A 14,927-nucleotide genomic window follows, 5' to 3' on the forward strand; every position below is an offset into this window, starting at 1 on the left:
GACCATGACCGCCTGCATTCCGGCGCGGCGCGCGGGGACAGGCTGCCGTGGGCCGATGACACGCAGCCTTTCCGCAGACGCTGCGCGGCACGGCCATGAGCGTGTGCACGGCGCTCAAAGCAGCTCGTTGCTCAATGCCTGGGGGCGTAGAAGGCCTTCTCCGCACGCCCGTCGAGCGCTTCGCGGGCGTAGGTGATCAGGTGGTGACCAACGACCGCCGTTTGAACGAAGCCTTCCAGGTCGGCGTGGCTGGCGATGGACCGGGCCATGCGCCAGAACTCCCTGCGGTAGGGGGCGCGCACTCCGCACTCCCAGAGCGTGCGCCCGACGACCTCCAAGCCGCGGTGCAGGTCCGCCCGGGAGGGCCGACGCGGGACCGCCAGCCGGTTGGGGTAGGTGTGGTGCATCTGGTGCTGGAACCGTGAGTAGAGCCGGTGCGGGGCGTAGGCGTGGCGGATGGTGCGGCGCCAGCCGTCGAGCACCACGGGGTACGGGAGGAGGAAGTCGACGTTCGACTCCCGTGTTCCGGGGTCGGTGAGGATGCGGCCTGCTTTCTCCAGCCTGTCCCACAGAGGTGTGCCGGGCAGGGCGTGGAGGAGGTTGATGGTGAGCAGGGGGATGGCGCTGGTGTCGATGAAGTGGACGAGACGGTCGTAGGAGGCGGGCGTGTCGGTGTCCAGGCCGATGATGATGCCCGCCACCACTTCGATGCCGTGGGCGTTGAGCGTGCGGACCCCGTCCAGGATGGGTGAGCGCAGGTTCTGCCGTTTGTTGAGGGCGTGCAGCGCGTCGGTGTCGGGGCTCTCGACGCCGGCGAACATCGTCGTGAACCGGGCCTGCCGCATCAGGCGCAGCAGCTCCGGCCGTTTGGTGATGTTGAGGGTGGCTTCGCAGGCGAAGACGAGGGGGTAGCCGTTGCGTTCCTGCCAGCGCACCAGTTCGGGCAGGAGGGCCGTCGCGGCGTGGGGGTTGGCCACGAAGTTGTCGTCCACGAAGTAGACCGAGCGCGGGCTGCCGCAGGCCATGAGCGTGTCGAGTTCGGCGGTGACCTGCTGCGGGGTCTTCATACGGGGTGTGTGTCCGTACAGTGCGGGGATGTCGCAGAACTCGCAGGAGAACGGGCAGCCGGAGGAGAACTGCACGCTCGCCAGGAAGTAGTCCCGCAGGTCGATCGTCCCGTAGGCAGGGATCGGGAACCGGTCCAGGGGGAGGCGGTCCTTCGTGCGGTACCGCTCCTGCGTCGGGGGGCGGGTCACGTCCCGCTCCACCCGCGCGATCACGGCGTCGGTCGCGTCGCCGAGCTCACCCAGGTGAAGGATGTCCGCCTCGGGATACCAGTCGGGGCAGGCGGAGACGGAGGGGCCGCCCAGGACGGTGAGCCGGTTCCATGCATGCGCGCGCTCGACCAGCCGCATGATGCGGTCCCGCTGTACGTGCATGCCGGTGACGAAGACCGCGTCGGCCCAGCGCAGATCGTCATCCGTGACCGGCCGGACGTTCTCGTCGATCAGCCGCACCCGCCAGGACGCCGGCAGTCGGGCGGCGATCACCAGCAACCCCTGCGGCGGCATGAACGCACGGGCTCCCACCAGATGGAAGGCATGGTCGAAGGTTCCGAAGGACGTGGCATAGCGCGGTGCCACGCACAGCACATTCCGGGATCGTGCCATGTCCGGGTGTCATCTCCTCCGCACGTGTCCGGTACCTGCCTCACCTGCGGGTCGGCGCCCCCGGTGGCCCGGAAGGAGTGAGCCCCGGGCACCCTCCCGCCGGGCTGTCACTGGCCGCGCTCGGCACCCGGCATCCCGGCCGGACAGCCGATGTCCCGGAGGACCTTGTGTCCGGGAACGTTGCCCACCAGACTCCGGCGGCCCAAAGGCAGCACCACCCGGCTGTACGACTGCTCCGGCAGCAGCGCGCCGGCGGTGCAAAAGGCGGCCGCGATCCACCAGAAGCCGAAGGCGTCCTCGCTGATCGTCGCGAGCCGGATTCTGCCGCTCGCGGTCAGCAGCACCAGCACGCCCCAGGAGAACCAGAACCCACCCCAGACGCCGTGCACGGCAGTGGCCAGACCGTCGCGGGCTCGGTAGGCCCACGTGGCGGCGAGCAGCTGGGCCACACCGCCGACGAAAATGACGAAGGGAGCGAGGATCACCGGTGATGACGTCGTACCCCCACCAGCGGGCCATGTGCGAGGCCACCATGAACGTCGCCGCCCCAAAGGCGAACCAGCCAAGGATCGACGGCGCCGCTACCGGCGTGAGTACCAGCCGACTGCGAGCCCGCCACGCCGCACAGCCATCCGGATCGTCACCTTCGTCGACGATCCGGCCATCGGAGCGGTCCGCGGAACGATCGGGATCGGAAGCGGTCATGGCAAGTCCTCTCGGGGCAGTAGACCAGGCCATCACCAGGCTGCTGGCCACAAACGGCGCGTCATGGAACGTTCGAGAGCCCGGCGTCCCCTGCAACTGGGGGGAGTTACCCGGCGCGACGTGGTGAAACGGCCGAATGCACACACCACTCGGACGGAGTAGTCACCTTGGCGGGGGTGGTGTGGCGGCCGTCCTTGAGTCGGCCGCGCAGACCAGCAGCATTCACGGCAACTCTCGAAAGGAAGGGCATTTGCCGGCACACGGCATCGCGCACGCTTCCCAGCGGGAACAGAGCGGCACGGACGGAAGGGATGCAGTCAGGGGTGCGCCGCCCGGAGGACGAGGTCAGCGGTGACTTCAGGGTCGCTGCAGGGGAAGCCGTGGGCTCCGGGCAGGGTCACCGCGCGACCGTCGGATGCCTGCCGTGCCGCCTGTTCGATCCAGCCGGGCGGTGCGAGTGGGTCCTGCGCACCCGCGGCGAGCAGGATGCGCGCGCCCGGTCGGAGTTTTGGACCGCTGCCCGCAACGCCCCCCGGGCGCCGGTGGAGTGCCCGACCAGCACGACCGGACCATCGGGGACCCTGCACGTTCCCAGTCATCGCCTGCCTTGAAGCCGCACGGCCCCGGGCATTCACTCCGCGGATACGCGCATGAGCCGAGCCAGGGAGGGAACAGGGGCGAAACGGGCGGTTGCGGCACGTACGTCAATCGCCCGCCATGTAGAGGAGATCGAAGGAGGCACCTTGAAGTCCGGCGACATTCCCATGCTGACCAGGCTCTCCGACTCGCAGCAAGCGATCCCTTCCGCCGACGAGGACGTGCGGGGCCGGAAGGTGACCGACCGCTCCGGGAACGAACTCGGCCAGGTGGGCGACCTGATCATCGACGAGGGGGAGCGCAAGGTCCGCTTCCTGCTCATGGAATATGGCGGCTTCCTGGGCATCGGCGAGAAGAAGAGCTACATCCCGGTCGACGCCGTGGCCGACGTGACCGAGGACGTGGTCCGCATCGACCGTACGCGGGACGACGTCGTCGACGCGCCCGAGTACGACCCGGAGTTGGTGGACCAGCGCGAATACTCCGACCGGGTTTACACACACTACGGCTACGCCCCCTTCTGGGGGACCGGCTACATTCCCCCGCGCTTTCCCTACCGACCCTGAGCGCCGCACGGAGTATCCGCCGTCACGCGGACGGGTGGCCGGCACCATGGATCGCCGCGTGTGCGCCGGGGCCGGAGCGGGAAGCGCTGCGGCCAGGCCATCATCGCGGCCTTCCGCCGCGCACGGGGTGCAGGCTCTACTGCCGTCATTCAGCCGATGCGCCGAGCACACGACCTGCCACCTGCTCGACCTTCCCGGCTTCGCGGCCCCCGGCAGAACGGACGGGCAGCAGGGCAAGGGAGCCGAGCGCCAGCAACACGATCAGCCCGCCGGCGGCGACGTCGTTGAAACGTGCGGCATCGGTCATGGGAGTGTCGCCTCACGCAGACCAGGATCTCGTTCAGGCGGGCGTCGCTCGTACGCCACCGATCACCTGACGTCGACAGCCGATTTCCTCCTCGGGTTACCCATGGACAGGGGCGAAAACGGCAGACGAGCCGACGGCCGCGGGGCCTCGGCTCCGCTCTCCTCGGCCCCACGCGCGCCGCGCCCCGGCCACCCTGCCCCACACCATCGACGACAGACCTGACCCAGCGACAGCCACTCATGCCCGCAAAGCCTGACGCCGATTCGGATGAGGGCACTCCGATCGAGGGCACTCGTCGTCGGCGTTGACCGTGGCAGCGCTCGACGGAGTAGGGGTGCCTGGTGGCTTCGGAAGGGGTGAACTCGTGTACGACGTACCGCCGTGGCTGTGGATGGTGTTCGCCGTCACCGTCGTAGGGGCATTGGCCGTCGACCTGCTGGCGCACCGGCGGGCACACGTCATCGGCTTCAAGGAGGCCGCCGTCTGGAGCGCGGTCTGGGTGGGGCTGGCCGTCGTCTTCGGCGTGGTCGTCTTCCTCGTGGTCGGCACGAACGCCGGCGTGGAGTACACGACAGCGTGGCTACTGGAGAAGAGCCTGTCGGTCGACAACCTCTTCGTCTTCGCGCTGATCTTCGGCTACTTCCAGGTCCCCCGCGCATACCAGCACCGCGTGCTGTTCCTCGGGATCCTGGGCGCCCTGATCTTCCGCGGCCTCTTCCTCGCCGCAGGCGTCGCGGTGGTCAGCCGCTTCACCGCCGTCCTCTTCGTCTTCGGCGCCTTCCTCTTCTACAGCGCCTACAAGATCCTCACCAAGGAAGAGAGCAGCGTCGACCCGGGCCGGAGCCTCGCCGTACGGCTGCTGCGCAAGGTCGTTCCGGTCCGGGGCGATTACGCCGAGAACCGCTTCTTCGTCCGGGAGAGCGGCAAACTCGTGGCCACCCCGCTGCTCGCCGTCGTGGCCGCGATCGAGGGCGCCGACCTGGTCTTCGCCATCGACAGCGTGCCCGCCGTCCTCGGCGTCAGCAGTGACCTGTTCATCGTCTACACCAGCAACGCCTTCGCCATCCTCGGCCTGCGCGCCCTGTACTTCCTGCTCGCCGGCCTGCTGGACCGCTTCCGCCACCTCAGCACGGGCCTGGCACTGATCCTGGCCTTCATCGGCGTCAAGCTGGTCCTGCAGGCAGCCCACGAGCTCATCAGCAGCAGCATCCCCGAGGTGCACTCACTCGTCAGCCTCGCCGTGGTCGTCGCCGTCCTGACCGTCTCCGTCCTGCTCAGCGTGCTGCGTCCTGCCCAGGCCGACGACAGCGAGGCGGTCGATGACGAACCCGGCCGGCAACAGCGCAGTCATTCCCATGACGCCACCGGTCCGGGGCCCGAAGACACGTGACCTGACCTCGCAGTCTGCGTGCTCTGCTCCTGTAGGCAGGGGAGCGCAAGGTCCGGTCCGTCCCTCCGGTCGGGCGGACAGACGTCCAGCTACGGAGCCTGGGAGACAGCCGTTGCCGCCGGACTGGTGCTGTTCCCCCCAGCCGCATGGACGGGCCTACGCCGCATGCCGCCCGGGCGGACCGCCCTCCTGCTGGTCGGCGGCGTCGCCCTGGTCGCCGCGAAACAACGCCGTCGGCTTCTACCTGCTGGCCTCCGACACTCCTGCTCGCCTTGCGCGGCCCGCTCACCGGAGGAGCAGCCCCGCCATGCGGGCCCCCACGCGCTTCGCAGCTCCGCCCGTCCGGCGTACAGCGCATCCTCGGCCCGTCTCGTTGGTCCTGACATGGCTGCTCAACGATCTGCCGCACCTGTGCCGTACACGGAGCTGCGGGCACGACTGCAGGGGGCGCTCGCACGCAGCGAGCCGGCTCTCATGGGACGCCTCGGAGTAGCCGTTGACGGGGCCGACTTGAGCAGGCCGTCCACCGACGTCGACGCGCCTGACTCGGCCCGCACACGCTCCAGGGAAGCCGACCCCGTTCCAAAGGTGATGGGGTCTGATGGGGACCTGGGGAGTGACGGCCAGTCCAGAGTGCGCGCAGCGCATCGCGTGAGCGACGCCGAAGACGCCCTTGACCTGCTGGCGGCCTGGGCACTGAACGAGCGGGCGGCCTGGCCCTTCGACGGCCTGTCGCGCGCCGAACTTCCCCACTCTCTTGAGGACTTGGCCAAGTGAGGGAGGAGTATCCCCGGTCGTGTTCAGGCCTGTGGTCGGGGACGGCGGTTTCCTCCGAGTCGGGGTTCAACTCCCCTCAGCAGGGCGCCTCGTGGCGCCGTAGTGGCCACCGCCTTCCGCGATCACCGGTCGAGCGTTCTGTAGCTCGGCAGGGGGGATCACCAGCGCCTGCCCCACGGCGGCCGGCCTCACCGAAGCCGACGGCATGTCGTCCGGGTGGGCCGTTCGCCGAAAACAGGGCAGCCGATGCGTACGCTGGGCGCGTGCAGCTGCTTCCGGAGCCCGTTCGCCGGCTTGCCGCCTGGTGCGCCGTGATCCTGTTGGTCGCCGGAGTCGTCTTTATCGGGATCCAGCTGTGCGTGGCGCTCCGGCCGGCCGTCGTTCCCGTACTGCTCGCCCTGCTCGGCACCGCGCTGCTCCTTCCCCTCCACCGGCGGCTCGTCGGGGCGAAGGTCAACCGGTCCGTCGCCGCCGGCCTCACCTGCACCGCCGTCCTCGCCGTGGTCGGCGGCGCGGTGTACCTCGTCACGGTGGCGCTGGTCGATACCTGGGACCAGATCGTCGCCTCGCTGCGCCGAGCGGTCCGGGGCCTGGCCGATCAGTTCGGGGCATCCGGTACCTCACTGGAGGATCTCGCCGACGATGCCCTGGACCTGCTGGGCCGGTTCGGCGGGACGGCGGCCTCCGGTGTCCTCACTGGGGTCAGCGTCCTGGCCCAGGCCCTCGGCATGGCGGTGCTCGCGCTGCTGCTGGTCTTCTTCTTCCTGCGCGACTCCGACCGGGCCGTCGGCACGCTGCGCTCGCTCGTCCCGGGCGGCATCGCCGACACGGTCGAGGCGATGGCCCGGCGGGCTTTCGAGGGCGTCGAAGGGTTCATGCGGGGCACCACCGTGGTCGCGCTCATCGACGCTGTGTTCATCACGGCCGGCCTGCTGATCCTGCGCGTGCCGGGTGCCTTGGGACTCGGCGCCATCGTCTTCATCGGCGCTTACGTCCCCTACCTCGGCGCCTTCCTCTCCGGTGCTGCAGCCGTGCTGGTCGCGCTTGCCGACCGGGGGCTCGTCATCGCCCTGTGGGTGCTCGGGGTGGTGCTCGTGGTCCAGGTGCTGGAAGGCAACATCTTCCAGCCGATGGTCCAGAGCCGGACCGTGCGCATTCACCCCGCAGTGATCCTGGTGGCGCTCACCGCTGGCGCGTCCGTGGCCGGGATCATCGGAGTGCTCCTCGCAGTACCAGCCACCGCCGCCGCCTACGGAATCGTCCACGAGCTGCAGGAGCAGCACACAGCGGGCGGAGGAGCGCCCTCCGCGGAGTCGTGACAGGCCCGGACGAACACTGCGCCGCAGCTCACGCCGCTGCCGCAGCCACCACCTGCCCCACCCCTTTTGCGCCCACATTGGGGACATCCTCGCCGTGGATCCATGGTGTCGAGCACCTCACTGACGTCGGCGTTGACGTCGATCCAGTGAGGGGTGCCCTGACACAGCTCCGCGCAGGACGTCTCGGCGGGGTTGCGCCCTTCGGCGACGCACTTCACCACGATGATGCTCGGCGCGGAGGTCAAGCTCACCCAGATGTACGCGCCCATGCGCCCCCACCGGTGGGTGAACAACGAGGCTGCCAACAAGCTGGCGGCCCCCCTCCTTGGCCCGCTCGACCGTCTCCGCGACCTCGCCCGGCATACGACGCGCCGATGAACGACCAGGCCGACAGCGTCTGAGCAGGAACCCCTTACTCCTCCGACCAGACGGACGTCGCTCGTCCGGCCGACCAAGTCGGGAAGCGTGAGCCGCTGACTGAACAAGGCGCCCCGTCAGCCTGCGTTTCACTGATCGTGGGCTTCTTCCTCTTTGCTGATCTCCTTCTCGGTGTCCTGGTCGGACGCCTCACGGAACCGCTGCGCCAGAGCGAGTTCCATCCCGGCAGCCACGGGATAGACCACGGAGACCAGAAAGCCGGTCATGGGCCACGCCGCCATGCCTCCGACGAAGTGCGCCACCACCCAGGCCAGCGTCACCGTCCCCGCCACGGAGGCGATGCTGAATGCGATCCCCAGCGCGGTCACGGTGCTGGGCTCCTGTTCCAGCGGCTTGCGAAAGCCTCTCGTCGCCACGGTCTCCAGCAGGCTGAAGGCCACCGCCGCCGCCGCAGCGAAGTAGATCAGGTGAACGGCGCCGGACTGCCTCGCCTCCAGATTCAGGATCGCCGCACTCGCGGTGACGGAGACGGAGAAGCCGTAAGCCTGGCCGTTGTTGCGCAAGGAGGCACGAAGCCCATGCGCCAAGTGCCTGTGCATCCCGCTACCCCCTCTCCACAACAGCCGGGACCAGTACTGATCCACTCGCTGGGTCATTGCCACATCGACCGCATCTCCGGCACGTCCTGTCGCAGAAATCACCCGCAAGCGTGGCGCCCCCACCGGCATCCCTCACCGACGCAGTGAGGCCGCTCGCCGACGCCGGTTCTGCCCTGTGCCCAGTGCGGAACGTCCACCGACAGCGGAATCGACAGGTCCTGGCGCGGCACCGGGTACGCGAGGCGCGCCAGGCGCATCGCGAGGGCCGCCGGCAAGCCACGGTGACGCCTTCGCCCGGACTGCGGTGGCTGGTCTGCGGATCGCCTCCGCCAAGGGGAATGAAATTCGTCGCGATCAGGCTCGCGTTCGAGAAACCGTCGCCATCGCCCGCCTCCCGACCGCCGGGCGACGCGCCGCGGCCGTCGAGCGAGAGAGATCGGCGCAGGTACGTCCATCGGGTGTACATCCGCTCCAAGATGCTGCCGCGGCCCGCCGAGGCCGCCCGCGTTCCGGAACGGCCCTCCGCAGCCGCAGGCCGGGGCGTCGGCCTCGGCAGCTGCGACAGATCCACCGCAGACCAGCCACGGCTGCCCCCGAAGGCGTCACCGTGGCTTCGCTGACGGCGCTTGCAGCACGCCTGGCCCGCCTCGCATAAACGGTTCCGGCCCAGGATCTGACGATTTCGCTGTCACGTATCCCGACCCGGCCGCGCAGCGGCTTCGCCATCGACGACGTACGCGTACCGGCCGATGGACGCTCCTCCATCGGCTGACCGTCCGGAGGTGGCGTACCGAGCCTCGGCGACGACAGCATCAGGCCAGATGGCCGACGTGGCCATGCACTCGCGTATCGAGGAACACCCTGACATCCAGGCCATGCGGGCCCGGGCCGCCGCGATCTCGGCGAAGCCGTCCGCGCAGGCGACCGAGGGGCTGACCCTGCTGGCCGGCCTGTACCTGGCGATCTCCCCCTGGGTGGTCGGGTTCAACGGCAACCCGCTGGCCGTGAGCAACCTCGTCACGGGTATCGCCCTGGCGGTCCTGGCCCTTGGCTTCGGCTCGGTCTTCGAGCGGACCTTCGGTATGGGTTGGGCGGCAGCCGCCATCGGAGCCTGGGCGATCATCGCTCCCTGGGTGATGCAGAACGCCTCAACGACCACGGGCACTATCGCGAGCAACACCGCCACCGGGGCCGTCGCCGTTGTCCTTGGGCTCATGACGACGGCGATGGCACGCGGACGCGCCTGAACCTGATACCCGGGCCTGGCTCACCGCTTCCCCGCAGCGGGCCACCGGCCCAGTGGTGATATGTCGCGCTGGGCCCGTCGAACCGCGCCCGGGCGTCAGAACACGCGCACATGGATGGCAATCTCCCGAAGGGAGCGGTCCGCCTGCCTGGAACAGCCCAGGCAGCTGACTGAGGCTGCGTCCGCAGTCACCAGCAGCGTCTGGACCAGACGGCGTGCAGGCTGCTGCCGCGCGTCTCGGCCTCGCGGACGGCGAACCGCACGGCGGCCGGGCCCTCCGTGGCGTCGCCGAGGCCGACCGCCACCCGGCCGAAGGAGCCCTGCGGTTCCGCTCCCCGCCGCGAACCACGATCACCGGGCAGTACGTCGCTCGACACCTTCACCTCGGTTTGCGCAGCCGGGCGCGTTCCGCGCAGGACGCGGCGATGTGCTGGGCCAAGGGCCTGTTCGGCCGGACGGTCAGAGGCGTAAACGAGCCGCAGGGACAGCCCGAGGCGCGCCGCCTCGTCCACCGCCCAGTCCACGGCATGGGTTCCGTCGCGACACCTGGACCGGCTCTCGAAGGGGGCCCTCGGCCCAGGTTGCACTGCGCCGATTTGCGACGATCGTGGAGTCGTGAAGGGAAGGCGAACGTGGTTGCCAGGACCGGCGTCTTCGGCGCCCTGACCAAGGAGTGTCGCGAACAGCTCATGCGCGCCGCGCGGCGGTCATCGAGACCCTCGGTGCCGGGGAACTGCACCCGGAGCTGAAGGCGAGACGAGGAGGATTGCGGTGCCTGAGACCCCGCACATCGTGAGTGATGTGATGACCCAGACGGTCGTGGCCGTGGGCCGCGACGCCCCCTTCAAGGAGATCGTCCGGACCATGGAGCAGTGGAAGGTCAGTGCCATGCCGGTCCTGGAGGGCGAGGGGCGCGTCATCGGCGTCGTCTCCGAGGCCGATCTGCTCCCCAAGGAGGAGTTTCACGACAGCGACCCGAGCCTCTTCGAGCAACGCCGGCGCCTGTCCGACGTCGCCAAGGCCGCGGCGGTGACGGCGGAGGAACTCATGAGCACCCCCGCGATCACGGTCCACCCCGATACCACTCTGGCCCAGGCGGCCAGGATCATGGCCGTCCGGCACGTCAAGCGGCTGCCCGTCGTCGACGACATCGGCATGCTCCAGGGCATCGTCAGCCGCGCCGACCTGCTGAAGGTCTTCCTGCGGCCGGACGAGGAGATCGAGGAGGAGGTCCGCCGCACCGTGGTTTCCTACCTCTTCCCGGCGTTCAGCCACGCCATCCACGTGAACGTGCACGAGGGAGTCGTCACGCTCCGCGGGCACATCGGTGACTCCTCGCTCATCTCGGTCGCCGTGCGCCTCGTGCGCGCCGTGGAGGGCGTCGTGGACGTCGAGCCCCAACTCACCGGCGAGTCAGCCGGTCGGGACGAGCCCGGGACAACTCAGTGACCGTGTGCGCAGCCGGCCGCCGGCCGACTGCGGTTCCCCCGCCACCCCCGGGGGCCCGCGAAGTCGCGCATGGGGGCTTGCCACCGCGCCAGGTCCTGGTCGCTGCCCAGGTCGGTGATGTTGCGTGCCGCGCTTCCTGGACCAGCTCCAGCACCTCCCGCAGGTGCCATGAGGTCGGGAAGGTCAGCGTTGCTCCCTCTCCTCGAACTCCTCGAACGGGTGCGGGCAGTCATAAACCCCGTTGAGGCCGTTCCTGATCTTTCCTAGGTTGGGCCGCGTGACGATCGAGGTGCCCTACCAGCCGCTTCCGATTCACCAGTCAGACGTGCGCTATGCCCATGGCCCCGACTCCGCCGTGCAGTCAGGCGTACCGGCTGGCGAGACGATCGAGTTCGACTGGAGCGACAGCGCGATCTACCCGGGAACGTCACGGAAGTTCTGGGTGCATGTGCCCGCGCGGTACGACCCCTCGGAGCCGGCGTCGTTGATGGTGTTCCAGGACGGATGGTGGTACCTGGACCCTGAAGGGGAGGTCCGAGGCGCGATCGTCTTGGACAATCTCGTCCACCGCGGTGACATCCCGGTCACCATCGGCGTGTTCGTCGACCCGGGTGTCTTCCCGGACGCCGAGGATCCGAAGAACCGCAATACCGAGTACGACGCCTACGACGATCGGTACGTCAGCTTTCTCCTGACAGAGATCATCCCTGAGGTCACGAAGCGCTATTCGATCGTCGAGGACCCTGACCGGTGGGGCATCTGTGGTGGCAGTAGCGGCGGCAACTGCGCCTTCACCGCAGCCTGGCTGCGCCCGGACAAATTCCGCCGGGTGATCGGGTACTTGTCCAGCTTCACGCAGATGCCAGGCGGCAACCCATACCCCGAACTCATCCCCCGCGTCCCTCGCAGGCCGCTGCGCATCTTCATGCAAGCGGGCCATCGTGACCTGCGCTGGAACGAACCCGAGGCAAACTGGCTCGCCAACAACCTGCGCGTCGCGGCAGCACTCGCCGAAGCCGGCTACGACTTCCGCCTCGTCCTGGGCGATGGCGGCCACAGCCCCAACCACGGCGGGGTCCTGCTTCCCGATGCCCTCCGCTGGTTGTGGCGCTAGTCCTGCGGGGCGAATCTGCTGGTTCGGCGAGGTGAAGGGGTACGACGGCGCCCCGCTCGCCGCCCCCGAGCTGCCCTCGACGTCCCTCAAGCCGCGCGGGCGCGTTCGGTAGCTCGCCCACGGCCATCCTCCAGGTAGTGGAATGTTTAACCACTTACCTTGGTTGGAGTGCGTCGAAGGAGGTCACGAGTGGACACGACGTACTACGACCACGGAACACCGGCCGAGCGCTGGGACCGCGCGCGGATGTTCTTCGACGCCAAGGAGTACGCCGCCGCGGCGCGCATCCTGGGCGGGCTGGTCGAGGAGGTGCCCGAGCAGACCGGGCCGCGGCTGCTGCTGGCGCGCGCCTACTACCACTCGGCCCAACTGGGCCGCGCCGAGGACGAGTTGCGCGTCATCGTGGAGCGCGACCCGGTGGAGCACTACGCCCGGCTGATGCTCGGCCGCACGCTCCAGCGGCAGGGTCGGCAGGAGGAGGCGGAGCCGCATCTGCGGATCGCCTCGGCGCTCGCGGGTGACTTCGCGGAGCGGAGCTGACGAGCGCGACTCGCCCCCCGAAGTATGGGCCCGGCCTCCCCCCGAGAAGGCCGGGCCGGTCCTTATGTGGCTGCCGCCCCGTCGGCAGCCACTCCCCCGTTGCCGTCCGACCGTCGCCCCCGCCGGTGCGCGATCTCCCCCAGGATCACGTCCACCACGATGAACGCGGCCAGCGGAATACCGAGCAGCGGCACGAAGTAGCCGATGACGGCGACCACGGCCATCAGCGGTACCAGGATCTGCGGCGGCACCTGCGCCCAGCCGCCGCGCGGGATCGGCCGGCCGAAGGCGGAGCCGCGGCCACGCTGCCACCACATGCGGTAGCCGAGCACGATCAGCACGACCAGGGACAGCGCGAGCAGCATCAGGGCGATCTGGTTCACCAGCCCGAACAGGATGCCGGTGTGCAGGTCGATGCCCCAGCGGGTCAGCTTTGCGAGCAGCGGATAGTCGGCGAACCGCAGCACGTCGGTGACCTCGCCGGTCGCCGGGTCGACGGCGACCGAGTCCTGCTTCTCGGGCCAGCTGCGCTGCACCTGCTTCACCACGTACGCCGAGTTCGCGTCGGCCGGCGGAACGATCTCCACGGGATCGCCCAGACCCTCGGCCCGGGCGGCGGCCAGCACCTTGTCGAGGCCGACGCCGTGCTCGCCGCTCCCTCCGTTACCGGCGGCGGCGCCGTGGTCCCCGTGGTCACCGCCCACCGACGCCGAGACGGACGGCGTGGACTGGCCGAGCGAGGTGCGCAGTTCGCCGATGTTCGCACCGGCGTACGTCGACCAGGTCAGTCCGGTCGCCGACAGGAAGATGAACCCGATCGCGGCCCACACGCCGATCGTGCCGTGCAGGCCGAGGGTGCGGCGCCGCCCGCTGGTGCCGCGCACCTTGCGCAGGGCGCGGCGGCGGGAGAACCACAGCACCAGGCCACCGGCCGCGATCACCCACAGCCAGCTCGCGGCGAGTTCGCTGTAGAGGCGGCCGGGGTCGCCGAGATGCAGATCGCGGTGGAACTCGTCGATCCAGGTGCGCAGCGGCAGCGCCCCGGTGGAGCCGTACTGCTCCAGGGCGCCGCGCACCTTCCCGGTGTAGGGGTCGACGAACACGGCGAGCGTGTGGTCCTCGTCGACGCCCGGCACGCCGGACAGCAGCACGCGCGTGGTGGCGTCGTCCGCCGGGGAGGGCCGTACGGCCGAAAGCTTGCCCTGCGGGTGGGCTTCGCGGGCGGCGGCCACCTGCTCGGAGAGGGGCAGCTTGGTGTCGCCGACCTCGGGGACGGTCATCTCGTCGGCGTACACGATCTTCTCGGCCTGGAACGACCCGGCGTACAGGAAGCCGGTGGTGGCCGCGACGAGCAGGAAGGGGGCGACGAGCAGTCCGGCGTAGAAGTGCAGCCGCAGGACGAGCGGGCGCAGCGGTGCCCAGGTGCGGGACTTCGGTGGCGCGGTGGTCTGCTGCGGGGTCTCTTCCGTACTGGTCGAGGGAGCGGTGGTCATCGGTGGTTCTCCGGGGAGGGGGACGGTTTTCGGCCGTAGTGGTGCAGTAGTCGGAGTGGGAGTGCGGTGAGTTCCCGGAGATAGGAGTGACCCGCGTCACACGACGGCGGGTCATGGCATGCTGGCGCAATGTCAACTCCGCCTGACCGTATGCCGCTCGCCGAGCGCGTCGAGCAACTCCTCGCCGCGGACGGCCCGTTGCCCATCGTCGAGGCCGGAGACCCGGTGCTGCGGCAACCTGCCGAGCCGTTCGACGGGCAGCTTCGGCCCGCGCTGCTGGCCCGGTTCGTCGAGGCCCTGCGCGTCACCATGCACGCGGCCCCGGGGGTCGGTCTGGCGGCGCCGCAGGTCGGCGTGCCGCTGCGGATCGCGGTGATCGAGGACCCGGCGCCGGTGCCGGAGGAGGTGCGGCTGGCCCGCGGGCGGGTGCCGCAGCCGTTCCGGGTGCTGGTGAATCCGTCGTACGAGCCGGTCGGCGCGGCGCGTGCCGGGTTCTTCGAGGGCTGTCTGAGCATGCCGGGCTGGCAGGCGGTGGTGGTCCGGCCCATGCGGGTGCGGCTGACCGGCTCGGACGAGCACGGCCGGGCCGTGGACGAGGTGTTCACCGGGTGGCCCGCCCGCATCGTGCAGCACGAGACGGACCACCTGGACGGTGTGCTCTACGTCGACCGGGCCGAGTTGCGCTCCCTGTCCGCGAACCGGACGGTGGCGGAACGCTGGGCGCAGCCGACGCCTCGGGCGGCCGCGCGTGAGCTGGGCTTCGACCTGCCGGACTGA

At 69.7% G+C, this 14,927-nt stretch carries 16 protein-coding genes; 10 read left to right on the forward strand and 6 right to left on the reverse strand.

The window, feature by feature from the left end; translation table 11 throughout:
* Window positions 1–131: 131 nt before the first annotated feature.
* Window positions 132–1,670 (reverse strand): B12-binding domain-containing radical SAM protein, encoded by a 1,539-nt coding sequence (locus HJD23_RS02815; RefSeq protein ID WP_171114800.1) that lies wholly within the window; start codon window positions 1,668–1,670, stop codon window positions 132–134.
* Window positions 1,671–1,777: 107 nt separating this feature from the next.
* Window positions 1,778–2,155, reverse strand: a complete 378-nt coding sequence (locus HJD23_RS02820) for a GPR1/FUN34/YaaH family transporter (protein WP_171114798.1) — start codon at window positions 2,153–2,155, stop codon at window positions 1,778–1,780.
* A gap of 963 nt (window positions 2,156–3,118) precedes the next feature.
* Here HJD23_RS02820 and HJD23_RS02825 point away from each other — a divergent pair.
* The gene (locus HJD23_RS02825; RefSeq protein ID WP_171114796.1) at window positions 3,119–3,538 is read left to right on the forward strand and encodes a PRC-barrel domain-containing protein; all 420 of its coding nucleotides are present in this window, start codon (window positions 3,119–3,121) and stop codon (window positions 3,536–3,538) included.
* 145 nt (window positions 3,539–3,683) lie between these two features.
* Here HJD23_RS02825 and HJD23_RS02830 read toward each other — a convergent pair whose 3' ends face one another.
* Window positions 3,684–3,845, reverse strand: coding sequence for a hypothetical protein (locus HJD23_RS02830; RefSeq protein ID WP_171114794.1), 162 nt, complete (start codon window positions 3,843–3,845; stop codon window positions 3,684–3,686).
* Window positions 3,846–4,209: 364 nt separating this feature from the next.
* Here HJD23_RS02830 and HJD23_RS02835 point away from each other — a divergent pair, with 364 nt between their 5' ends.
* From HJD23_RS02835 to HJD23_RS02845, 4 genes are all read left to right on the forward strand, one after another.
* The gene (locus HJD23_RS02835) at window positions 4,210–5,235 is read left to right on the forward strand and encodes a TerC family protein (protein WP_171114792.1); all 1,026 of its coding nucleotides are present in this window, start codon (window positions 4,210–4,212) and stop codon (window positions 5,233–5,235) included.
* A 651-nt stretch (window positions 5,236–5,886) separates the two neighbouring features.
* A complete protein-coding gene (locus HJD23_RS44645; RefSeq protein ID WP_269475799.1) occupies window positions 5,887–6,012 on the forward strand; it encodes a hypothetical protein in 126 nt (41 codons plus the stop codon).
* 263 nt (window positions 6,013–6,275) lie between these two features.
* Window positions 6,276–7,331, forward strand: a complete 1,056-nt coding sequence (locus HJD23_RS02840) for an AI-2E family transporter (protein WP_171114790.1) — start codon at window positions 6,276–6,278, stop codon at window positions 7,329–7,331.
* A 192-nt stretch (window positions 7,332–7,523) separates the two neighbouring features.
* Entirely contained in the window at window positions 7,524–7,709 is a 186-nt protein-coding gene (locus HJD23_RS02845; protein ID WP_240980612.1) for a hypothetical protein, read from the forward strand.
* A 128-nt stretch (window positions 7,710–7,837) separates the two neighbouring features.
* Here the strand turns inward: HJD23_RS02845 and HJD23_RS02850 are convergent, their stop codons facing one another.
* Window positions 7,838–8,272, reverse strand: coding sequence for a hypothetical protein (locus HJD23_RS02850; RefSeq protein WP_171114789.1), 435 nt, complete (start codon window positions 8,270–8,272; stop codon window positions 7,838–7,840).
* A gap of 857 nt (window positions 8,273–9,129) precedes the next feature.
* On the opposite strand from HJD23_RS02850, the gene HJD23_RS02855 reads away from it, so the two are divergent.
* Window positions 9,130–9,555: an SPW repeat protein gene (locus HJD23_RS02855; protein ID WP_232107915.1), complete on the forward strand. Its 426-nt coding sequence runs from the start codon at window positions 9,130–9,132 to the stop codon at window positions 9,553–9,555.
* Window positions 9,556–9,742: 187 nt separating this feature from the next.
* Here the strand turns inward: HJD23_RS02855 and HJD23_RS43370 are convergent, their stop codons facing one another.
* The gene (locus HJD23_RS43370; protein ID WP_232107914.1) at window positions 9,743–9,931 is read right to left on the reverse strand and encodes a hypothetical protein; all 189 of its coding nucleotides are present in this window, start codon (window positions 9,929–9,931) and stop codon (window positions 9,743–9,745) included.
* A 394-nt stretch (window positions 9,932–10,325) separates the two neighbouring features.
* On the opposite strand from HJD23_RS43370, the gene HJD23_RS02865 reads away from it, so the two are divergent.
* From HJD23_RS02865 to HJD23_RS02875, 3 genes are all read left to right on the forward strand, one after another.
* The gene (locus HJD23_RS02865; RefSeq protein WP_171133978.1) at window positions 10,326–11,003 is read left to right on the forward strand and encodes a CBS domain-containing protein; all 678 of its coding nucleotides are present in this window, start codon (window positions 10,326–10,328) and stop codon (window positions 11,001–11,003) included.
* Window positions 11,004–11,280: 277 nt separating this feature from the next.
* Complete coding sequence (locus HJD23_RS02870; protein WP_171109565.1) at window positions 11,281–12,117, forward strand: alpha/beta hydrolase-fold protein; 837 nt, start codon at window positions 11,281–11,283, stop codon at window positions 12,115–12,117.
* 189 nt (window positions 12,118–12,306) lie between these two features.
* On the forward strand, window positions 12,307–12,657 hold the full coding sequence (locus HJD23_RS02875; protein ID WP_171109564.1) for a tetratricopeptide repeat protein: 351 nt from the start codon (window positions 12,307–12,309) through the stop codon (window positions 12,655–12,657).
* 62 nt (window positions 12,658–12,719) lie between these two features.
* Here HJD23_RS02875 and HJD23_RS02880 read toward each other — a convergent pair whose 3' ends face one another.
* Window positions 12,720–14,150, reverse strand: coding sequence for a PepSY domain-containing protein (locus HJD23_RS02880; RefSeq protein ID WP_171109563.1), 1,431 nt, complete (start codon window positions 14,148–14,150; stop codon window positions 12,720–12,722).
* Window positions 14,151–14,279: 129 nt separating this feature from the next.
* On the opposite strand from HJD23_RS02880, the gene HJD23_RS02885 reads away from it, so the two are divergent.
* Window positions 14,280–14,927, forward strand: coding sequence for a peptide deformylase (locus tag HJD23_RS02885; protein WP_171109562.1), 648 nt, complete (start codon window positions 14,280–14,282; stop codon window positions 14,925–14,927).

Source organism: Streptomyces sp. Z423-1 (assembly GCF_013009255.1).
Taxonomy (GTDB): Bacteria; Actinomycetota; Actinomycetes; order Streptomycetales; family Streptomycetaceae; genus Streptomyces; species Streptomyces gossypiisoli.